We start from the raw sequence: 18129 nt of genomic DNA, 5'->3' as shown, positions 1-18129 counted from the left end.
GCCGGTCAGATAGCCTCGCCGATGATCCGTGCGACCAGTGCCAGCGAGACCGCGCCGGCATCCGGATGACCGATGCTGCGTTCAGCGAGCGGACGAGCACGACCGAGTTTGGGCGTCAGCGCGGCGGTGGCGCCGGCCGCTGCCGTCGCCGCAGATGCCGCGTCGATCCAGGCGGTTTTCAGCGACTTTCCGGCAGCAAACGACGCTTCCAGCGTCTCGACGAAAGGCACCAGGGCATCGACGAGGGTCTTGTCGCCGACACGAGCACGGCCAAGCCGCGTCACGGCATCAAGCGCAAGGCGCGCCCCTTTGACCACGCCAGCATCGTCGAGAGCAGCATCGTCGGAAAGCGCATTGCTCCAGGCGCGAAGCAAAAGGCCCCAGATAGCGCCCGACGTGCCGCCCGCCCGGTCCGCCCAGGCGTCACCGGCAACAGCAAGTGTGCTCGCAGCACCCGCACCGGCAGCAAGCGCCTGTCCGGCGGCGTCCTCGGCGGCAGCGGAGCCGCGGCGCATGCCTTGCCCGTGGTCGCCGTCACCGGCCTGCGCATCGATGCGACCCAACTCCTCTTCCGCATCCTTCAAGCCTTTCGCGGCGAGGCCGAGAAGCCTTGCGACACAGGCCGCATCCTCGCGCGAAGCGGCCGAGGACGGGCCGAAAGTCGGCACGGCATCGTCATTGACGATAGCGTCGGTGGCGGGCTCCGTGCGAATACCGTTGCCGCGCCGGAGGACCGGTGCATCGCAGGCCGCAGTCCAGTAGGTTTCCAACTCCGCGTCCAGCCACATCAGCGTCAGCGAACATCCCTGCATGTCGAGACTGGTAACGTATTCACCCGTCTCGGGCGCCACGATCTCCAGCCCCGCCTCCTTCAACAGCTTGGAAATCCGGGTCCAGAGGACGAAGAGCTCCTCGTATTTCGTGGCGCCGAGACCGTTCAGCACCGTGGCGACGCGCGTAACGCCCTGCGGGCGTTCGGCAAGAAGCCTTTCGACGAGCAACGCCGCGATATCCCCGGCCGGCACGATGGCCTCTTCGCGGATGCCGGGCTCGCCGTGAATGCCGAGGCCGAGCGCCATGCGGCCCTTCGGCACGGTGAAAAGCGGACCGCCCGCGCCGGGCAAGGTACAACCACCGAAAGCGACGCCGAAGGAGACGGTTCGATCATTGGCATGGCGCGTGATGCGCTCCACCTCGTCGAGGGAAAGTCCGGCGTCCGCCGCCGCGCCCGCGACCTTGAACACGGCGAGATCGCCCGCAATGCCACGGCGCTTTTCATGCGCCTCGGACGGCGCGCTCGCCACATCATCGGTGACGGGAACGATGCGCACGTCGATGCCCTCGGCCCTGAGGCGTTCGGCAGCAACGCCGAAGTTCAGCACGTCGCCGGCATAGTTGCCGAAGCCGAGCAGGATGCCGCCACCGTGATGGGCCTGCCGGCAGACGCGCGCGACCGCCGCCGTCGAGGGCGAGGCAAAGACGTCGCCGGCAACCGCCGCGTCCGCCAAACCCGGGCCGACATAGCCGGCAAAGGCCGGATAGTGCCCCGAGCCGCCGCCAACAACGACCGAAACCTTGCCCTGCGGTACCTGCGTCGCACGTACCACGCCACCGCGCACGAGACGCACATGACGGCTGTAGAGATCGGCAAAACCGGCGAGTGCGGTGGCCGCGAAATCCTCCGGTGCATCGAAGATGGTGGTCATGGTGATCGTCCTCGTCTTGCTGGATCGTCTTGTCAGCGGCGCGGCAGGATGCGCCGCAGGTAGTCGCGGTTGGCAGCCGAGACCGAAAGGCCATCGCCGCCGTAGTGCTCGCAGAGGAAGGCGCTGCGGAAACCGTGCGCAAGCGCCATGCGGATGGCAGCGCGGTAGTTGATGATGCCGCTCTCCAGCGGTGCGGGGTGGGTGATGATCGCCCCCGTTCCCGGATCCTCCGTGCGCGTATAGTTCTTGACGTGCCAGTACTTCGCGAAGGGCGCGACCTTCGCCATCATCTCCTGCCAGTGCTCGACGGGGCGGTGCAGGCGGATGAGGTTGCCGAGATCCGCGTTGATGCCGACATTCGACAGGCCGACCGTCTCGACGAAGCGCACGCTGCTCTCGGCGGTTCCGAGATAGGTGTCCTCGTACATTTCCAGCGCCACCTCGATGCCGAGTTCCTCGGCATGGCGGCCGAGTGCGCGGATGCGCTCGACGGCCTTCTGCCAGACGGCCGGATCATCGGGATTGCGCGGGCCGTCGACCGTCCAGAACCAGAGCGCCTTCTTCTGCTCAGCCGTCAGCGGCTCGAAGAGGCCGAAGGAGACGGCGGACGCGCCGATCGCCTTTGCCGTGTCGATGACACGGTGGCCATAGGCGAGATGGGCATCGCCGTGGACCGGATCGATGACGCTGTGGCGGGAGGTGGAAATTGCCGGGATCGTCAGGCCGAGTGAACCCACCAGCGTCATGAACGTGTCGAGCCGTCCCGGCGAAAGGTCGGCAAGGCGCAGCCAGCTGTCTGTCGGGTCGAGCTCGGTGAAGCCGGCATCGACGACGTCATCGAGCGTTTCGGCCCATTCCTCGACGGACTGGTCCTGCACCGAGCGGCCGTCCGCCAGGAGGTTCGGATACTGGATCATCGCGGCCGCGATCGGCCAGGTTTCACGGGTCCATGCGGGCGCAGGAACGGTCATGGCAAACTCCTGATGGGGGATGGGTGGGGCACCGGCGGATCAGACCGTCGGGCTGCCGCCCTGCGGGGATTTGGGAACGCCGAACCGCCGCCGGCGCGAGACGCCGAGGAGCCAGAAGACGAGCGGCGAGAAGAGCAGCGCAAGGCCGATCAGCATCAGCGTCGTCACCAGCCCGTTCGACCAGAAGACCGAAAGCTGGCCGCCGGACAGGAGCATGGACTGCCGGAAGGCATCCTCTGCCTTGTCGCCGAGCACCATGGCAAGAACCAGCGGGGCCAGCGGGTAGTCGAGCTTCTTGAAGACATAGCCGACGAGGCCGAAGAGAAGCACCAGCCACATGTCGCTGACGGCGTTGCCGACCTGGTAGGCGCCGGACAGGATGATCGCGACGATGATCGGCCCGATGATGGCGAAGGGCACACGCAGGATCGACGCATAGAGCGGCACGGTGGCGATCACCAGCACCACGGCGACGATGTTGCCAAGATACATGGAGGCGATCAGGCCCCAGACGAAATCCGGCCGGTCGGTGAAGAGCGTCGGGCCGGGCGTGAGGCCCCAGATCATCAGGCCGCCCATCATGACGGCCGCGGTGGCCGAGCCCGGCACGCCGAGCGCCAGCATCGGCAGGAGGGCGGAGGTGCCGGCGGAATGGTCGGCCGTCTCCGGCGCCACGATGCCACGCGGATCCCCCTTGCCGAACTGCGACTTGTCGCGGGCCGAACGGCGGGCGACGCCGTAGCTCATGAAGGAGGCGGCCGTCGGCCCGGCGGGCGTGATGCCCATCCAGATGCCGATCAGCGTGGAGCGGGCGATGGTGAACCAGTAGCGCGGCATCTCGACCAGCGTGCGGCCGATCTCGCCGAGCTTGACGTGGGCCTTGATACCCTCGAAGCGCAGCCCCTCCTCCGTCGTCAGCAGCAGCTCGCCGATGCCGAAGAGGCCCATGACGGCGATCAGGAACGAGACGCCCTTGATGAGTTCGGGAATGTCGAAGGTCAGGCGCAGGTTGCCCGAAATCGTATCCATGCCGACGGAGGCGAGCGCGAAGCCGATCATCATGGAGACGAGCGTCTTGAACGGCGACTGGGCGCCCATCGAGATGAAGCTCGCAAAGGCGAGGAAATAGACGGCGAAATATTCCGGCGATGAGAAGCGCAGCGCGAAATTGGCAACCCAGCCGGAGAGCAGCGTGATCATCACGACGCCGGCAAGCGCGCCGAGGCCGGCCGAAACGAAGGCAAGCGTCAGCGCGCGGCTTGCCTCGCCCTTCTTGGCCATCGGATAGCCGTCGAAGGTGGTGGCGACGGAGGAGGGTTCGCCGGGAATGTTGAAGAGGATGGAGGTGGTGGAACCGCCGAAGAGCGCCCCCCAATACATGCACGAGAGCAGGATGATGGCCGAGATGGGATCCATCGAGAAGGTGAGCGGCAGGAGCAGCGACACGCCGTTCGGCGCGCCGAGGCCGGGCAGCACGCCAACCAGAATGCCGAGCGTAACGCCAAGCATCATGAGCAGGATGTGGTTGAAGCTCAGGATATGGCCGAAGCCATCCATGAGAAGACCGATATTTTCCATGTCTTTCCTCCGAAGACCGGCGCCTTCGCGCGGATCAGTAGATCCCGAAGAAGGCCTCGACCGGACCCTTCAGGAGCGGAACCTTGAAGCCGATCTCGAAAATGACGAAGAAGAAGAGGGCGACGCCGACGCCCGCGGCAAGGCTCGCCCACCACTTGTATCTGCCCTGGAAGGTCATCGTGCCGGCGATGTAGAGCGCCGTGCCGACATAGAGGCCGAGGAAGGTGGCGACCGCAGCGAAGGCAACAAGCGGCAGCAGGAAGCCGAGCACGACCTTGAAGCGCGCCATGTCGACGAAGATCTCGCCGCTGCCGCGATGCTTGACGACAGCATAGGCAAGGTTCATCGCGCTGCCGAAGACGATCAGGAGACCGATATAGAAGGGGAAATAGCCGGCATCCGGCCCCATCTCCGTCCAGCCCGCGCCGGCCTCGATCGAGCCGTAGGCGACGGCGATGCCGAAGGCGCCTGTCAGGAGTGCGACGCCCGTTTCCATGGCGAAACGGGAAAGCCCATTCGCGCTGTTCTCACGCATGGATCAGACCTTTCCGAAAGGGGTTGCGGATGCCGTGTCGGCATCCGCGCGGAACCTTGGGAGGTTCAGTTCGCAAGCCAGCCTTCGCGTTTCAGAACGGCGCTGACGGTGGCCTCGTCCTTCTTGATGAAGTCCGCAAACTCCGCGCCGCTCATATAGGTGCCGGACTGCGAGGTGTCGGCAAGATATTTCTGCCATTCCGGCGTCTCGGACACCTTCTTCAGGACATCCGCATAAAAGCTGACGACATCGGACTCGACGCCGGCGGCAAGCCACACGGTGCGGGGCATGGCGTAGTTGTCGATGGCGATGCCGCTGTCCTTGCAGGTCGGGATGTCGGCCCAGCCCTGGTCGCCGGCCACCTTCGCATCGCTCTTCAGCTTTTCCGATTTGAAGACGCAGACCGGCTTGACCATGCCGGCCTGCCACTGGCCGAGATTCTCGCTCGGATTGTTGACATTCGCCGCGACGTGATCGCCGGCGAGCTGAACGGCCGCCTCCCCGCCGCTCTTGAAGGGAACGTAGCCGATATCGGAACCGGTCGCCTCGTTGATCATGGAGGTGAGGATCTGGTCGACGTCCTTGGACTGGCTGCCGGCGACCTTGAGCGTGCCCGGCGCCGCCTTGGCTTTCTCGACGAAGTCGGCAGCCGTCTTGATGTCGGACTTGCCGTTGACCCAGAGCACGAATTCGTCGGAAGCGAGCGCGGCGACCGGCGTCAGGTCGGCTGCGGTGTAGGGCACCTTGGCGCGCACGGGCAGCAGATAGGCATTGTTCGTGCCGAAGGTCAGCTTGTGGGCGTCGCCCTTTGCCGTCGCGGCATAGACGAAGCCTTCAGCACCACCGGCACTGCCCTTGTTCGTCACCACCACCGGCGCCTTCATCAGCTCGTACTTGGCGATGATCGACTGGATGGTGCGGGCGAAGATATCGGTGCCGCCGCCGGGGCCGGCCGTGACGACGAATTCGACGGGGCGCTCCGGCTCAAAGGCAAAGGCCGGCAGCGCGACCCCCGATGCAGCCGCGACGATGCAGGCAATGGTAAGGGACTTTTTCATCTTGCTCCTCCGTTGGGATGATCCCGGCACGAACCTCCTCCGTGCCGGTATACCTCAAAATTTCGATCGATCAGGCGGCCGCCGAAAGCGCGGCGGCCTTTCTCGCCATGCGCGCGGCCAGAAGCAGCGCCTCGCGGCTCGCCCCGACATCGGCAATGCCCCTTCCGGCGATATCGTAGGCCGTGCCGTGGGCCGGCGTGCAGAGCGGGAACGGCAGGCCACCCATCATGGTGACGCCCTTGTCGAAGCCCATGAGCTTCATCGCGATCTGGCCCTGGTCGTGATACATGGTCATGACCGCCTGGAAGCCGTCTTTCAGGGCGCGCAGGAAGACGGTATCGGCCGGGAACGGACCCTCGACATCGAAGCCCCGCGCCTTCGCCGCGGCGACCGCGGGCTCGATGATGTCGATCTCCTCCATGCCGAAGGAACCGCCGTCGCCCGCATGCGGATTGAGGCCGGCGACCGCGATCTTCGGATTGTCGTAGCCCGCATTCTTCAAGCAATTGCTGGTCAGCTCGATCTCGGCGAGGATCGCCTCGAGCGAAAGCGCCGCCGCCACGTCCTTCAGCGGAATGTGCGAGGTGACACGCGCATTCCAGACCTTTTCCAGCACGTTGAATTCGCGGACCTTTCCGGTGAAGCCGATGACGTCGGCGACGAAGCGGATCTCGTCGTCATAACCCGGATAGGCGTAGCGCATGGCCTTCTTGTTGAAGGGCGTGAAGCAGACGGCACCAGCCTTGCCCTGGTCGGCAAGCTGCAACGCTGTGCGGAAATTGGCGGTGGCAAAGGTGCCGCCGGCAAGCGTCGCCTCGCCGCGCACCACATCCGCCGGGTCGAGATGAGCAAGATCGATGAAGACATGGCGCTCGCCGCTCGCCGCACCGAAGGTCTCGAGCGTTGCGGTTTCCAGGTCGAGATCGATGCCAGCCGCCTTGGCGCCCTCATCGAGAATACGGCGATCGCCAATGACCACGAGATGGGCCGCGGCCTTGACATCGTCGAGCGCGATGATGCGGGCGGTCAGCTCCGGGCTGATACCGGCCGGATCGCCCATGGCGAGCGCGATAACGGGGCGCGCGTCTTTTGCGCTCTCGGTCATGATGAAACTCCTCCGCTGCATTCTGTATGCAGCTTTCATACGGCATCAAAAATGCTGCATCAAGTCTTTTGTATTCTGTATGCAGCATTTTTTATTGACGCCACCGCCCGGGCTCTTCATGCTCGCACCAAATCGCCAACGCGGCCGGCGCCCTCGGGCTGGACTTGAAAGACGCAAGATCAAAGACATGGATGAGATCAGAAGCTTGGGGCTCCCGGAAGGCAGCCTGCCGGAACCGATCCGCCGCACGGCCCTGCACGACACGCTCGTCAGCCGTCTGCGCGACATGATCATCGAAGGGCACCTCTCTCCCGGAACGCGCCTCAACGAAGGTCAGCTCGGCCAGATGCTCGGCGTCTCGCGGACGCCCTTGCGCGAGGCCATCAAATATCTTGCGAGCGAAGGTCTGGTCGAACTCGTTCCCAGCCGCGGCGCGGTCGTGAAGCGTTTCGGGGCGAAGGACGTCAAGGACATGCTCTCGGTCCTAGCCACGCTGGAGGAACTGGCCGGCAGGCTTGCCTGCGCGAGCGCGCGCGACGAGGAGATCGCGGAAATCCGCCGTCTGCACGATGACATGGTCCGGCATTACAAGGCAGGAGACCGCCTGGAATACTACAAGCTCAACCAGGCGATCCACACGCGCATCGTTGCCATTTCCGGCAATGCCGCCCTCGCCGAGGTGCACGGCATGCTGCAGACCCGGCTAAAGCGCATCCGCTTCGTCGGCCATGAAGGTCCGGAGAAGTGGGCTGCCGCGGTTGGCGAACACGAGGAAATGGTGGCAGCGCTGGAAGCGCGCGATGCCGGCCGCTTGTCCGAAGTTCTCGGACGCCACCTGAAGAAGGCCTGGGAGCGCGTCAGCGAAACGCTGGAAGGCTCCAGCCGGTAGGAGCCGCACCACCTTAGCGGCCTCGGTGTTTCGCCCTACCCTGACGGCGGCGCCTCCCTTGCCGCTGCGCCCATGCGAGGCAAATCCGCGTCGAATTTTTCTTGCGGCACGCGCAACGCCGACAGCAGGTTCCAATTGCGGATCGGACCTCCACGGCACGGCTATCGCCAATCCGCAGCCCTGCCCTCCCCTCCCTCTTGCTCGACAAGACGGATCCACAAGCGGCCTCGACGTTCGATCCCCATACGCGCAGCGATTTTACGGCTGGGCCGGCGATTTCTCGCACCAGCCGGCAACGCCTTGAAACACCTCACCAAAGCCACCCCGCGGTTGCCACCCACTGGCCCTTCCGGGCAAGGAAAATCGCGGCCCCGCAAATTTGATGGTTTACAATAGTAATACAATATGATGTTTTACCCGCGCTGCTGAGGAGCAGCTTTCTTTGGGAGGACATCATGAAATTCAAAATCGCACTCGCGAGTGCCACGATCCTTGCTGCCTCGATGTTCAGCGCCGCATCCGCCGCCGAGCTGACCGTGGGCTTTTCGCAGATCGGGTCCGAGTCCGGCTGGCGCGCCGCCGAGACGACGCTCACCAAGCAGCAGGCCGAGCAGCGCGGCATCGACCTGAAATTCGCCGATGCGCAGCAGAAGCAGGAAAACCAGATCAAGGCGCTGCGCTCCTTCATTGCGCAGGGTGTCGATGCCATTCTCGTCGCCCCGGTCGTGGCAACCGGCTGGGACGAGGTGCTGCAGGAAGCCAAGGATGCGGAAATCCCGGTCATCCTGCTCGATCGCACGGTCGATGCCTCTGAGGACCTGTACCTGACAGCCGTCACCTCCGACCTCGTGCACGAGGGCAATGTCGCCGGCAAATGGCTGGTCGACACCGTCGCCGGCAAGCCGTGCAATGTCGTCGAACTCCAGGGCACGACCGGTTCCTCGCCGGCCATCGACCGCAAGAAGGGCTTTGAGGAGGCGCTGGCCGGCAAGGACAACCTGAAGATCATTCGCAGTCAGACCGGCGACTTCACCCGCACCAAGGGCAAGGAAGTCATGGAAAGCTTCCTGAAGGCGGAAGACGGCGGCAAGAACATCTGCGCGCTCTACGCCCACAACGACGACATGGCCGTCGGCGCGATCCAGGCGATCAAGGAAGCCGGCCTGAAGCCGGGCACGGACATCCTCGTCGTCTCGATCGACGCCGTACCCGACATCTTCCAGGCGATGGCCGCCGGCGAAGCCAATGCCACGGTCGAGCTGACGCCGAACATGGCAGGCCCCGCCTTCGACGCGCTTGATGCCTTCCGCAAGGACGGCAAGGCACCGCCGAAGTGGATCCAGACGGAATCGAAGCTCTATACGCAGGCTGATGATCCGGCGAAGGTCTACGAGGAGAAGAAGGGCCTCGGCTACTGATCTCTCTGGAGCCCCGCATCCGGCCACCGGCCGGCGCGGCGCACTGCCAGGCCCGCTGCCTCTCCTGGAGGCGGCGGGCGGCCATCCACATCCGGGTCGGGATCATGCAGCCTGCCAGTTCCTACATTCTCTCGGCGACGGGGATCGACAAGATCTTCCCAGGCGCCAAGGCACTGAGCCGCGTCGATTTCTCTCTGCGGCGCGGCGAGGTGCATGCGCTGCTCGGCGAAAACGGTGCCGGCAAGTCGACGCTCGTCAAGTGCCTCACCGGCGCCTATCGCCGGGATGGCGGACACATCCTCGTCGATGGCGCCGACGTCGATCCGCAAAGCACGCTGGAGGCCCAGAACCTCGGCATCGGCACCGTCTACCAGGAAGTGAACCTGCTTTCGAACCTGACAGTCGCCGAGAACCTTTTCCTCGGTCGTCAGCCAAGACGTTTCCGTCTTATCGACACCCGCGAGATGAACCACCGGGCGAGAGCGCTGCTTGCCGAATACGATCTTGACATCGACGTCACCGCCGAGCTCGCTGCCTATTCCGTCGCGGTACAGCAGGTCGTCGCCATCGCCCGCGCGGTCGACCTGTCGGGCAAGGTGCTGATCCTCGACGAGCCAACCGCCAGCCTCGACACGCACGAAGTGGCGATGCTGTTTGGCATTGTGCGTCGGTTGAAGGCCCGCGGCCTCGGCATCGTCTTCATCACCCACTTCCTCGAGCAGGTCTACGAGATTTCCGACCGCATCACCGTGCTGCGCAACGGCCAACGCGTCGGCACACGCGAGACGGCAGACCTGCCGCGCCGCGACCTGATCGCCATGATGCTCGGCCGCGAACTGGTGCAGGAAGTTTCGGCTGAACATGGCGCAAAGGCCGAGGCCCGCGCGGTCCGCTTCCGCTTCCGCAATTTCGGCCGCAAGGGCCATATCCAGCCGTTCGACCTCGATGTCGGCGCCGGCGAGGTCGTCGGCATTGCCGGCCTGCTCGGCTCCGGCCGCACGGAAACCGCCGAGATCCTCTTCGGCGCCGAGCGCGCCGACAGCGGCACGGCGGAGGGCGACGGCCGGGCACTCGACCTCTCATCCCCCCGCGCCGCCATCCGCGAGAAATTCGGCTTCTGCCCGGAAGACCGCAAGATCGACGGCATCATCGGCGACCTCTCCGTGCGCGAAAACATCGCACTCGCCCTCCAGGCCCGCCGCGGCTGGGCGCGGCCGATCAGCCGTGGCGAACAGGACCGGCTGGCGGACCACTACATCAAGGCGCTCGACATCCGCACGAGCGATCGGGAGAAGCCGATCAAGCTGCTTTCCGGCGGCAACCAGCAGAAGGCGATCCTCGCCCGCTGGCTCGCCACCAACCCGGACTTCCTCATCCTCGACGAGCCGACGCGCGGCATCGATGTCGGCGCGCATACGGAGATCATCCGGCTCATCGAATCCCTCTGCGAGAAAGGCATGTCGCTGATCGTCATCTCCTCCGAACTCGAAGAGCTGGTCGCCTATTCCAGCCGCGTCATCGTGCTGCGCGACCGGGCGCATGTCGCCGAACTCACCGGCAGCGCGGTCACCACGGACGGCATCGTCGAGGCGATCGCTACCTCCACCGGGAGGATCGACGCATGAACACGACCGTGAAAACCTACGCCATCAGGCTCTTTCCGCAGATCGCGGCGCTCGCCATCATCCTCCTGATGGTGTCGATCGCCTTTCCGGACTTCTTTCGCCTCGAAATGCAGAACGGCCGTCTCTATGGCAGCGTCATCGACATCCTCAACCGCGGCGCGCCGGTGGCGCTGCTGGCGATCGGCATGACTATCGTCATCGCCACCAAGGGCATCGACCTGTCGGTCGGCGCCATCATGGCGATCTGTGGGGCAGTGGCCGCCGCCTGCATCACGGAAGGTTACGGGCTGGTGGCGACGCTCACCATCACCATCGGCACAGGACTTCTCTGCGGCCTGTGGAACGGCGTCCTCGTTGCCGTGCTCGATATTCAGCCGATCATCGCGACCCTGGTGCTGATGGTCGCCGGACGCGGCATCGCCCAGCTCATCACCGAAGGGGCGATCCTCACCTTCAACGATGCCGGTCTCATCTTCATCGGCAGCGGCTCGTTTCTCGGCCTGCCCATGCCGATCGTCATCTGGCTCGTCTTCGGCCTTGCCGTGGCCATGCTCGTGCGCCGCACGGCGCTCGGCATGCTCATCGAGGCGCTCGGCGTCAACCGGCGCGCCTCCACGCTCTCGGGCGTCTCCACCGGCGTGCTGCTGATCGCCGCCTATGTGCTCTCGGGCCTCTGCGCCGCCCTCGCCGGCATCATCGCCGCCGCCGATATCCGTGGCGCGGATGCCAACAATGCCGGCCTCTGGCTGGAGCTCGACGCGATCCTCGCGGTCGTCGTCGGCGGCACCTCGCTGCTCGGCGGGCGCTTCTCCATCGCCGCCTCGCTGCTCGGCGCCCTCATCATCCAGTCGATCAACACCGGCATCCTCTTGTCCGGCTTCCCGCCCGAGTTCAACCTGATCATCAAAGCGGCGATCATCGTTCTGATCCTCGTCATCCAGTCGCCGCGCGCACAGTCGGCCTTCGTCTTCCTCTCCCGCGCGCAGGCGGCGGCAAGCAAGACCGGCGAGGAGACGAAATGAACCCGCGTTATCTTCCCCTCACCGCTACGATTGCGATCTTCCTCATCGCCTATGCCGTCTGCTTCGCGCAGTACCCCAACATGCTGTCGACGCGGGTGATCGGCAACCTCCTGACCGACAATGCCTTCCTCGGAATCGCGGCGGTCGGAATGACCTTCGTGATCCTGTCGGGCGGCATCGATCTATCGATCGGTGCGATCATCGCCTTCACGGGCGTGCTTCTCGCCGTGCTGTTGCAATCGACGGCGATCCATCCGCTTGCCGCCTTCGTGCTGGCGCTTCTCGTCACCACCGCCTTTGGCGCTTTGATGGGTGCGATCATCCATCACCTCGAAATGCCGCCCTTCATCGTCACGCTCGCCGGCATGTTCCTGGCGCGCGGCATGGCCTTCGTGCTGTCGATCGATTCCATCCCGATCAAGCACCCCTTCTACGCTACCCTGAAGAGCGTCTACTACAAGCTGCCCGGTGGCGGGCGCATCACCCTCATCGGCGGGCTGATGCTCCTCGTCTTCGCTGCCGGCATTCTGATCGCCCACCGCACCCGCTTCGGCGCCAACATCTACGCGCTCGGCGGCGGCACGGCGACGGCACGGCTGATGGGCGTGCCGATCGGGCGCACGACGGTGATGATCTATGCCCTTTCCGGTTTTCTTGCAGGGCTTTCCGGCATCGTCTTCTCGCTCTACACCTCTGCCGGTTATTCGCTTGCCACCGTCGGCGTGGAGCTCGACGCGATCGCCGCGGTCGTGATCGGCGGCACACTGCTGACCGGCGGCTCCGGCTTCGTCGCCGGCACATTGGTCGGCATCCTCATTCAGGGCCTCATCCAAACCTACATTACCTTCGATGGATCGCTGTCGAGCTGGTGGACGAAGATCCTGATCGGCCTGTTGCTGTTCGCCTTCATCCTGCTCCAGAAGGGCCTGATCCTCGTGGCGGATCGGCGGAGGCAACATGCCTGAAACGCATCCTGCCGCCTTCGCCCGTATCCGAAACCCCGACGGCTAGGCGGGGACGAACCGGTGCGCAAGAAGGGCCTGCTCGAAACGATGATGAACGGACCCGTGGCCAGCACCAGCCACTCGCAGGTCGTGGGCGAACTCGGCAGGGCGATCGTCGCCGGCGAATTTGCGGTTGGCGCCACGCTGCCGGGCGACGCGGAACTCGAGGCCCGCTTCGGCGTCTCGCGCACGGTGCTTCGCGAAGCGATGAAGACGCTGGCAGCCAAGGGGCTCGTCGTTCCCCGCGCCCGCATCGGCACGCGCGTCACGGCAAAGACCCAGTGGAACCTCTTCGACAGCGACATTCTTACCTGGCACTTCGCCGTCGGTGTGGACGAGCAGTTCCTCGTTCACCTCAGCGAGATCCGCCTCGGTTTCGAGCCACAGGCCGCCGCCCTCGCCGCCCGCCACGCGAGCGAGACCGACATCAACCAGATGATGCTGCTTGCCGTCGCCATGGGCGATCCGGCCCACACACCGGAAACCCTGGCGCTCGCCGATCTTCGTTTCCACCTCAGCGTGATCGACGCCGCGCGCAATCCTTTCATGCGTACGGTGGGCAGCCTCATCGAGGCAGCGCTGGCCGGCATCTTCAAGCTCTCTTCGCCCGCCGCCGACCAGATCAAGATCGGCGACGTCGCCGCGAGCCATATGCGTATCGTCGAGGAAATTCGCCGGCGCGACGAAGACGGCGCCCGGCGTGCCATGGAAACGGTTATCCGCGTCGGCCGCAACCGCCTGACGGACACGCTGGCGCGGAAGCAGCCGTAGCGCTCAAGTCCCGCCATTAGAACGTCATTGCCCCATGCGCGCTTGCCACCGCCTTGCGCAAGTCCTCGATCGCGCCGTTGGATGCCGTGGGACGCTCCTTGCCCTCCAGCTCGCGCGGCATCTTCCAGCCGGGATCGACGCCTTCCATGTTGGGCAGTTCGTGAGCGATACCCTTGTGGCAGTCGATGCAGGTCGCCTTGCCGGGCAGGAGGAACTTGGCATGGATGTCCGCCGCACGCTGGGTCTGCTTGGTGAAATCCATCGCCACGGACGAATGGCAGTTGCGGCATTCCAGACTGTCATTCGCCTTCAGCCGCGCCCATTCGTGCTGGGCAAGCTCCAGCCGCTTGTCGAGGAATTTCTCGCGCGTGTTGATCGTGCCGAAGATCTTGCCCCAGACCTCCTTCGATGCCTGCATCTTGCGGGCGATCTTGTCGGTCCACTCATGCGGCACATGGCAATCCGGACAGGAGGCACGCACGCCGGAGCGGTTGGTGAAATGCACCGTATTGGTTAGTTCCTGATAGACGTTGTCCCGCATCTCATGGCACGAGGTGCAGAATGTCTCCGTGTTCGTCAGCTCCAGCGCCGTGTTGAAGGCACCCCAGAACATGACCCCGCCGACAAAGCCGCCAAGCGTCAGGAAGGCGAGGCTGAGCGTTGCCGCGGGCGTGGTCAGCATGGTCCAGACCCAAGCGATCAGTGCCTTGATGCGCGCCACCATCACTCGCTTCCCGCCTTTGTGACACCCATCTCGCTCATGTCCTTGAACGTGTTCTCGACGAGCGGCTTCCTGTCGGCCTGCGGCACATGGCAGGCGGTGCAGAAGTAGCGCCGCGGCGAGACGTCCGCGAGCATCTGGCCCTCGCGCGTCATGTAGTGGGTGATGCTGATCATGGGCGCGCCGGCATCCTGCGAGAATTCACGCTTGTGGCAGGAAAGACAGCGGTTGGCATTGACCGACAACTGGTAGCCGTCGATCGAGTGCGGGATGACCGGCGGCTGTTCCGGGTAGGCGCGCATGCGCCTGATATCGTCGACGATCCATTTCGGCAGGGGATCGGCCGGCAGGGTCTGCATCGCGTCCCCCTGCGGGCCGGAAAGCTGCGGCACCATCTGCGCCATGGCCCCGGTGGCAAGCACCGCAACGCCGATCGCGGCGAAAATCCATCCGGGGCTCGGGGTCAGGCGACGGGTTCGATCTTGACTGCGCATTTCTTGAAATCCGTCTGTTTCGAGATGGGGTCGGTGGCGTCGAGCGTAACCTTGTTGATGAGCTGGCTGGCATCGAACCACGGCACGAAGATCACGCCCGGCGGCATGCGGTTGCGCCCGCGCGTCTCGACGCGCGAGCGGATCTCGCCGCGCCGGGAGATGATGCGGATTTCCGATCCCTGGTTGAGGCCGCGCTTGCGCGCATCGTCGGCATTCATGAAGCAGCGCGCGCCGGGGAAGGCCTTGTAGAGCTCTGGCACGCGCATGGTCATCGAGCCGGAGTGCCAGTGCTCCAGCACGCGGCCGGTGACGAGCCAGGTGTCGTATTCGTTGTCGGGGGATTCGGCCGGCGGCTCGTAGGGCACGGCGATGATCGCCGCCTTGCCGTCCTTGTTGCCGTAGAATTTAACCCCTTCGCCGGCCTTCACATAGGGATCGTAACCCTCACGGTAACGCCACAGCGTCTCCTTGCCGTCGACCACCGGCCAGCGCAGACCGCGCACCTCATGATAGGTGTCGTAAGGCGCAAGATCGTGGCCATGGCCGCGGCCGAAGGCAGCATACTCCTCGAACAGCCCCTTCTGCAGGTAGAAGCCGAACTGCTGCGCCTCGTTGTTGGCGTGGTCGGGACTGATCTCGCTGACGGGAAACTTCGCCACATCGCTCTCGGCAAACAGCACCTGGTAGAGCGTCTTGCCCTTGTAGGCGGGGTTGGCCGCCAGGATCTCCGCCGGCCAGACCTCGTCCGTGGTGAAGCGCTTGGAGAACTCGACCATCTGCCAGAGATCGGACCGCGCCTCGCCCGGCGCTTGCACAAGCTGATGCCAGACATGGGTTCGTCGCTCGGCATTCCCGTAGGCGCCCTCCTTCTCCACCCACATGGCGGCTGGGAGGATGAGGTCCGCGCTCATCGCCGTGATCGTCGGATAGGCATCCGACACGACAATGAAGTTCTCCGGGTTGCGATAGCCCTTGTAGGTCTCGTTCGAGGTGTTCGGACCGGCCTGGACGTTGTTGTTGACCTGCACCCAGTAGAAATTGAGCTTGCCGTCACGAAGCATGCGGTCCTGCTGGACGGCGTGGTAGCCGGGCTTTTCCGGGATGAGCCCGTGCGGCACGCGCCAGATTTCTTCCGCATGCTTGCGGTGTTCCGGGTTTGTCACCACCATGTCGGCCGGCAGGCGGTGGGCGAAGGTTCCGACCTCGCGCGCCGTGCCGCAGGCCGACGGCTGGCCGGTCAGCGAGAACGGACTGTTGCCGGGCTCGGAGATCTTGCCCGTCAGAAGATGGAGGTTATAGACCATCTGGTTCGCCCAGACGCCGCGCACATGCTGGTTGAAGCCCATGGTCCAGAGCGACATGACCTTGCGGTCCGGGTCGGCATAGAGCTCGGCGAGTTGCTTGAGGAAGCCAGCCTCGACGCCGGTCATCTCGACCGCCTTTTCCAGCGTGTATTCGGCAACGAAGGCCTTGAAGGCTTCGTAGTCCATCGGTTCCGTCTTGCCCGGATCGGCGGAATTGGCCGCCTTGACCTCCACTGGGTCGTCCGGCCTGAGGCCATAGCCGATATCGGTGACGCCGCGCACGAACTTCGTGTGGTTGCGTACGAAATCCTCGTTCACCCGGCCGGACTGGATGATGTGGTTGGCGATATAGTTGAGGATCACCAGGTCCGTGCCCGGCTTGAAGACCATCGGGATGTCGGCAAGGTCCATGCTGCGATGGGTGAAGGTGGACAAAACGGCCACGCGCACATGCTCGTTGCCAAGCCGCCGGTCGGCGATGCGCGTCCACAGGATCGGGTGCATCTCCGCCATATTCGAGCCCCAGAGCACGAAGGCATCGGCATGCTCGAAGTCGTCGTAGCAGCCCATCGGCTCGTCCATGCCGAAGGTGCGCATGAAGGCGACGGCGGCAGAGGCCATGCAGTGGCGGGCGTTCGGGTCGAGATTGTTCGAGCGGAAGCCGGCGCGCATCAGCTTGGTCGCGGCATAGCCCTCGAAGATCGTCCACTGACCGGAACCGAACATGCCGACAGCGGTTGGCCCCTTTTCCTTCAGCACCTTCTTGGCCTGGTCGGCCATCACGTCGAAGGCCTCTTCCCAGGTCACCGGCTCGAACTCGCCGTCCTTGGCATAGACGCCGTTTCGCTTGCGCAGAAGCGGCGCTGTCAGGCGGTCCGTACCGTACATGATCTTCGACAGGAAATAGCCCTTGATGCAGTTGAGACCGCGATTGACCTCAGCCTGCATGTCACCGTGCGTGGCGACGACCTTGCCCTCCTTGACGCCCACCATGACGCCGCAGCCGGTGCCGCAGAAGCGGCAGGGCGCCTTGTCCCATTTGATCTCCAGCGCGCTCACCCCGCCCGGAACCGGCTGGGCGACGGCAGGCAGCGCGATGCCTGCCGCCGCCGCCGCAACGCCCGCCGCCTGGGCCTTCAGGATGTCACGCCGCGTCAGTTCGCTGCCCATGCACCTCGTCCTCTTCCAATTCGACATGCTCGAAAACCATGTTCGCCGCGATCACGCCGTCGAGGACGGAGATGCGCATCAGCGTATCCCCGAGCACACCGGTGTTCGGCCCCTCTATGACGACGACGATCTTGCCTTTGTCCGCACCGTGCACCTCGACATTGTCGATGGTCGCAAGTGTCGCCAACACGCTGTCAAGCGCGCCCAGCTTCGTGGCGACCACAGCGCTGGAGATATGATGGCGCCGCTGTTCAGACATGGGCGGCCTCCGCGCCTCGCGGCGCGGTCGCAACCGCGCCGACGGGACAGACGGAAATGCAGGCGCCACAGCCCGTGCAGGCCTCGGCCGTCAGCTCCGGCACGAACGGCCCGCCACGCACCGGCCGAAAGCGAATGGCGCCGGTGGGACAGGCGTCACGGCAGGCCTGGCAATCAACCCCTTGGAACGGCAGGCAGGAAGGCCCGATGGCAACGGCATGATCGAAGCGGGCGGCAAGCCCATCGGTGAACACCGGCTCGGGACAGCTTTGCGCGCAGGCGCCGCAGAAAGTGCATTCCGCCACGGAAAAATCGAGAAGAGGCACTCCATCGACAAGACCGACAATGCCGGTCGGACAGTGTTCGACGCATTGCCCGCAGCCCGTGCAGGCTGCAAGCCCGCCTTCCGCAATCCCGGGCGGGCGAATACCGGCGACCGCGGCGCGCCTGCCACCGCTCAGAAACATCCGCCTGGAAAGGACTTGCTGCGTCATGACCGT

The 18129-nt window shown here is 64.8% G+C and carries 17 protein-coding genes; 6 read left to right on the top strand and 11 right to left on the bottom strand.

Features of this window, described 5'->3' with window-relative positions:
• Positions 1–5: 5 nt before the first annotated feature.
• The 6 genes from P9A16_RS18590 to P9A16_RS18565 all read right to left on the bottom strand — a co-directional run bounded on the left by P9A16_RS18590 (position 6) and on the right by P9A16_RS18565 (position 6953).
• Positions 6–1706: a dihydroxyacetone kinase family protein gene (locus P9A16_RS18590; protein ID WP_130517760.1), complete on the bottom strand. Its 1701-nt coding sequence runs from the start codon at positions 1704–1706 to the stop codon at positions 6–8.
• A 32-nt stretch (positions 1707–1738) separates the two neighbouring features.
• A complete protein-coding gene (locus P9A16_RS18585) occupies positions 1739–2677 on the bottom strand; it encodes a sugar phosphate isomerase/epimerase family protein (RefSeq protein ID WP_130517759.1) in 939 nt (312 codons plus the stop codon).
• Positions 2678–2716: 39 nt separating this feature from the next.
• Positions 2717–4255 (bottom strand): tripartite tricarboxylate transporter permease, encoded by a 1539-nt coding sequence (locus P9A16_RS18580; RefSeq protein WP_130517757.1) that lies wholly within the window; start codon positions 4253–4255, stop codon positions 2717–2719.
• 34 nt (positions 4256–4289) lie between these two features.
• Complete coding sequence (locus P9A16_RS18575; RefSeq protein ID WP_050745622.1) at positions 4290–4790, bottom strand: tripartite tricarboxylate transporter TctB family protein; 501 nt, start codon at positions 4788–4790, stop codon at positions 4290–4292.
• 65 nt (positions 4791–4855) lie between these two features.
• Complete coding sequence (locus P9A16_RS18570) at positions 4856–5848, bottom strand: Bug family tripartite tricarboxylate transporter substrate binding protein (protein WP_023515995.1); 993 nt, start codon at positions 5846–5848, stop codon at positions 4856–4858.
• A 70-nt stretch (positions 5849–5918) separates the two neighbouring features.
• A complete protein-coding gene (locus P9A16_RS18565; protein ID WP_050745623.1) occupies positions 5919–6953 on the bottom strand; it encodes a 4-hydroxythreonine-4-phosphate dehydrogenase PdxA in 1035 nt (344 codons plus the stop codon).
• A gap of 187 nt (positions 6954–7140) precedes the next feature.
• Here P9A16_RS18565 and P9A16_RS18560 point away from each other — a divergent pair, with 187 nt between their 5' ends.
• The 6 genes from P9A16_RS18560 to P9A16_RS18535 all read left to right on the top strand — a co-directional run bounded on the left by P9A16_RS18560 (position 7141) and on the right by P9A16_RS18535 (position 13682).
• Complete coding sequence (locus P9A16_RS18560; RefSeq protein ID WP_050745624.1) at positions 7141–7842, top strand: GntR family transcriptional regulator; 702 nt, start codon at positions 7141–7143, stop codon at positions 7840–7842.
• 455 nt (positions 7843–8297) lie between these two features.
• Positions 8298–9260, top strand: coding sequence for a galactofuranose ABC transporter, galactofuranose-binding protein YtfQ (gene ytfQ / locus P9A16_RS18555; RefSeq protein WP_050745625.1), 963 nt, complete (start codon positions 8298–8300; stop codon positions 9258–9260).
• A gap of 104 nt (positions 9261–9364) precedes the next feature.
• Positions 9365–10885, top strand: coding sequence for a galactofuranose ABC transporter, ATP-binding protein YtfR (gene ytfR / locus P9A16_RS18550; protein ID WP_130517755.1), 1521 nt, complete (start codon positions 9365–9367; stop codon positions 10883–10885).
• Complete coding sequence (locus tag P9A16_RS18545) at positions 10882–11907, top strand: ABC transporter permease (RefSeq protein ID WP_130517753.1); 1026 nt, start codon at positions 10882–10884, stop codon at positions 11905–11907. The genes ytfR and P9A16_RS18545 overlap by 4 nt, the downstream gene beginning before the upstream one ends.
• A complete protein-coding gene (yjfF, locus tag P9A16_RS18540; RefSeq protein ID WP_130517751.1) occupies positions 11904–12872 on the top strand; it encodes a galactofuranose ABC transporter, permease protein YjfF in 969 nt (322 codons plus the stop codon). Before P9A16_RS18545 ends, yjfF begins: the two co-directional genes overlap by 4 nt.
• Positions 12873–12959: 87 nt before the next feature.
• Positions 12960–13682 (top strand): FadR/GntR family transcriptional regulator, encoded by a 723-nt coding sequence (locus P9A16_RS18535; protein ID WP_037406640.1) that lies wholly within the window; start codon positions 12960–12962, stop codon positions 13680–13682.
• A 16-nt stretch (positions 13683–13698) separates the two neighbouring features.
• Here P9A16_RS18535 and P9A16_RS18530 read toward each other — a convergent pair whose 3' ends face one another.
• Genes P9A16_RS18530 through napF form a run of 5 tightly spaced genes read right to left on the bottom strand, consistent with a single transcriptional unit; the run spans position 13699 to position 18123 of the window.
• Positions 13699–14403: a cytochrome c3 family protein gene (locus P9A16_RS18530; RefSeq protein ID WP_278025897.1), complete on the bottom strand. Its 705-nt coding sequence runs from the start codon at positions 14401–14403 to the stop codon at positions 13699–13701.
• Positions 14404–14405: 2 nt separating this feature from the next.
• A complete protein-coding gene (locus tag P9A16_RS18525) occupies positions 14406–14897 on the bottom strand; it encodes a nitrate reductase cytochrome c-type subunit (RefSeq protein WP_023514111.1) in 492 nt (163 codons plus the stop codon).
• Positions 14867–17371, bottom strand: a complete 2505-nt coding sequence (gene napA, locus P9A16_RS18520) for a periplasmic nitrate reductase subunit alpha (RefSeq protein WP_278025877.1) — start codon at positions 17369–17371, stop codon at positions 14867–14869. Before napA ends, P9A16_RS18525 begins: the two co-directional genes overlap by 31 nt.
• Entirely contained in the window at positions 17346–17630 is a 285-nt protein-coding gene (locus P9A16_RS18515; protein ID WP_023514113.1) for a chaperone NapD, read from the bottom strand. Before P9A16_RS18515 ends, napA begins: the two co-directional genes overlap by 26 nt.
• Positions 17623–18123: a ferredoxin-type protein NapF gene (gene napF / locus P9A16_RS18510; protein WP_272790857.1), complete on the bottom strand. Its 501-nt coding sequence runs from the start codon at positions 18121–18123 to the stop codon at positions 17623–17625. The genes P9A16_RS18515 and napF overlap by 8 nt, the downstream gene beginning before the upstream one ends.
• Positions 18124–18129 lie beyond the last annotated feature (6 nt).

Origin of the sequence: Shinella sp. 838, assembly GCF_029623935.1 — a bacterium.
GTDB lineage: Bacteria > Pseudomonadota > Alphaproteobacteria > Rhizobiales > Rhizobiaceae > Shinella.
The sequence above is the reverse complement of the archived record's forward strand: the minus strand, read 5'-3'. Positions and strand labels throughout refer to the sequence as shown.

Coding starts and splice junctions, on each gene's coding strand:
- P9A16_RS18560 (WP_050745624.1), top strand. CDS start 7,141: ATGGATGAGATCAGAAGCTTGGGGCTCCCGGAAGGCAGCCTGCCGGAA.
- P9A16_RS18590 (WP_130517760.1), bottom strand. CDS start 1,706: ATGACCACCATCTTCGATGCACCGGAGGATTTCGCGGCCACCGCACTC.
- yjfF (WP_130517751.1), top strand. CDS start 11,904: ATGAACCCGCGTTATCTTCCCCTCACCGCTACGATTGCGATCTTCCTC.
- P9A16_RS18570 (WP_023515995.1), bottom strand. CDS start 5,848: ATGAAAAAGTCCCTTACCATTGCCTGCATCGTCGCGGCTGCATCGGGG.
- ytfR (WP_130517755.1), top strand. CDS start 9,365: ATGCAGCCTGCCAGTTCCTACATTCTCTCGGCGACGGGGATCGACAAG.
- P9A16_RS18525 (WP_023514111.1), bottom strand. CDS start 14,897: ATGCGCAGTCAAGATCGAACCCGTCGCCTGACCCCGAGCCCCGGATGG.
- P9A16_RS18515 (WP_023514113.1), bottom strand. CDS start 17,630: ATGTCTGAACAGCGGCGCCATCATATCTCCAGCGCTGTGGTCGCCACG.
- P9A16_RS18545 (WP_130517753.1), top strand. CDS start 10,882: ATGAACACGACCGTGAAAACCTACGCCATCAGGCTCTTTCCGCAGATC.
- napF (WP_272790857.1), bottom strand. CDS start 18,123: ATGACGCAGCAAGTCCTTTCCAGGCGGATGTTTCTGAGCGGTGGCAGG.
- P9A16_RS18565 (WP_050745623.1), bottom strand. CDS start 6,953: ATGACCGAGAGCGCAAAAGACGCGCGCCCCGTTATCGCGCTCGCCATG.
- P9A16_RS18580 (WP_130517757.1), bottom strand. CDS start 4,255: ATGGAAAATATCGGTCTTCTCATGGATGGCTTCGGCCATATCCTGAGC.
- ytfQ (WP_050745625.1), top strand. CDS start 8,298: ATGAAATTCAAAATCGCACTCGCGAGTGCCACGATCCTTGCTGCCTCG.
- P9A16_RS18585 (WP_130517759.1), bottom strand. CDS start 2,677: ATGACCGTTCCTGCGCCCGCATGGACCCGTGAAACCTGGCCGATCGCG.
- napA (WP_278025877.1), bottom strand. CDS start 17,371: ATGGGCAGCGAACTGACGCGGCGTGACATCCTGAAGGCCCAGGCGGCG.
- P9A16_RS18575 (WP_050745622.1), bottom strand. CDS start 4,790: ATGCGTGAGAACAGCGCGAATGGGCTTTCCCGTTTCGCCATGGAAACG.
- P9A16_RS18535 (WP_037406640.1), top strand. CDS start 12,960: ATGATGAACGGACCCGTGGCCAGCACCAGCCACTCGCAGGTCGTGGGC.